The 1,981-nt window shown below is 41.0% G+C and carries 1 protein-coding gene and 1 pseudogene; one reads left to right on the forward strand and one right to left on the reverse strand.

Annotated features, from left to right (window positions below; all coding sequences use genetic code 11):
* Positions 1-63: 63 nt before the first annotated feature.
* A pseudogene (locus FTU54_RS15050) lies at positions 64-432 on the forward strand (IS1-like element ISAba3 family transposase); the annotation flags it as partial.
* A 134-nt stretch (positions 433-566) separates the two neighbouring features.
* Here FTU54_RS15050 and FTU54_RS15055 read toward each other — a convergent pair.
* Positions 567-1,892, reverse strand: a complete 1,326-nt coding sequence (locus FTU54_RS15055) for an ISNCY family transposase (RefSeq protein ID WP_180074911.1) — start codon at positions 1,890-1,892, stop codon at positions 567-569.
* Positions 1,893-1,981 lie beyond the last annotated feature (89 nt).

Raw genomic sequence — 1,981 nt, forward strand, 5'->3', positions numbered from 1 at the left:
TTTGGTAGTGTTTCAAAAAGTATGCTGAAGAAAAAGCCGATTGGATTTTGATAAAATAGAGAAATGCAAATAACTCTAGCAATCAAATGTCCAACCTGCCTCAGTGATAGTATAAAGAAAAATGGTATCAAAGTAGATGGGAAACAAAACTATCAGTGCAAAGACTGTAAACGTCAGTTTATTGGTGATCATGCACTGAGCTATCTAGGATGTAAGTCAGGTATTACTCGTAAAATATTACAGTTGATGGTCAGAGGCAGCGGTATACGAGATATTGCTGAAGTTGAGCGCATCAGTATCGGTAAAGTTTTACGTACTTTAACTGAATCAACCTATGAAATTCAGCCTCAGCAAAGTCATTATGAATCTCTCGAAGTAGATGAGTTCTGGAATTTTGTTGGAAATAAAAAGAATAAACAATGGCTTATTTTTGTTCAAAAGTCATATTTTACCTCGGAGAAACCGGACATTTTTATTGGTGAGAATATAGACACTTTAAATGGGTTCTAACACTCTCTGTTATTCCTAAGTAGAAATGTCCTACCTAATAACCAAATAGAAATGTCCTATACAGACACTTCCAAGTCAAGCACAGGATTCAGATTTCGTTCTTTGATTACTGTTTTCTGTGCACGTCTGCTCGGCATCTTTTGAGAACGATTGCGTTTGTTTTGCTGTTCTAATTCTTCGTGCTGTTGTTGAATATGATTGAGAACAGCACCTAAACGTTTATTCTCAACAACCTCTCGCTGGTTGAGCTGACTTAATTTATCGAAGATGCTGTAATTGATTTTTCTTCCTTGATGTTCAATGGCTACCGTGCCATCCGGGTATTCCAGAAACTCAAGATACTTGCCGATCAACCTTTTATTTTCTTCGGTATTTTCCAGTAAATATACGCATTTATCATAAGTAATCGTCAGGCTGTTCGTGACTCTGCGGGGTTCACGCCAGGTAAAAACATCATCTAATTCTTCGGCTGTTTCAGTGACAGTCCGGTGTAGATCCTTGGGATTAAAGGCCATATTGGCAAATTTACGATTAAATTGCTCGATAAAGCAGGGCAGCCAGGCATTCGCTTGCTCAATCGAATAGATGCCTTCCAGGCGCATTTCTTTAATCAGACGGTCCTGAAGCGTTCTATTCGCCCGTTCTACACGGCCTTTGGCTTGTGGTGAATTGGCGAAGATGATATCGATATTGAGGGTACTGAGTACGCGTCCAAACTGGGTAATCTTGGTGTCTTTCTTGCTGCTTTGATTCACCCTGAAGACTGAATGTTTATCACTGTAAAACGCCAACGGCTTACCATGCTGCTCAACATACAAACGTGTTGAAATCATATAATCAAATGCTGATTCCGACTCACAGAAACGTAAATGCTGTAATTTTCCTGTGGCATCATCGATAAATACCAGCAGACAGCACTTAGCAGAGCGTCCTTCAAACCAGTCATGGTGTGAGCCATCGATTTGAATCAGTTCACCATAACAATCTCGGTTATAACGAGGCTGATACGGGCGTTTCAGGCGCTTGGCGCGAGGAATCCACAGATCGGCTGCAATCATCCAGGAACGCAGTGTTTCCACTGAAATATCGAATCCATGAACAGTGGTGAGCTTTTCATGCGCTAAAGTGGGTCCGAAACCATGCAGTTGATCCGAAACAATATTGAGGCACTTGAGTCTGAGCTCTTCAGGAAGCCTGGAATTGCTGATTTGGCCACGTGCAGCATGTGCTAATGCAGCTGGGCCTTGAGCTTTGTATTTTTGCAATAAACGTCTGATCTGACGTTCTGAAATATGAAGTAGCTGAGCAGCTTGGGACTGGGTTATGCGTTGATCACAGATTTCTTGCAAGACCGACAATCGTTTAAGTTCTTTATCCGACATAGACACCAACATATCAAACCGTCCGCTAAGAAAATTGCAAAAGTGCATATTCTAAAAGCGGACATTTTTACTTTGGAGAAACCGGACAT

Origin of the sequence: Acinetobacter sp. YH12116, from assembly GCF_013418895.1 — a bacterium.
Classification (GTDB): domain Bacteria; phylum Pseudomonadota; class Gammaproteobacteria; order Pseudomonadales; family Moraxellaceae; genus Acinetobacter; species Acinetobacter indicus.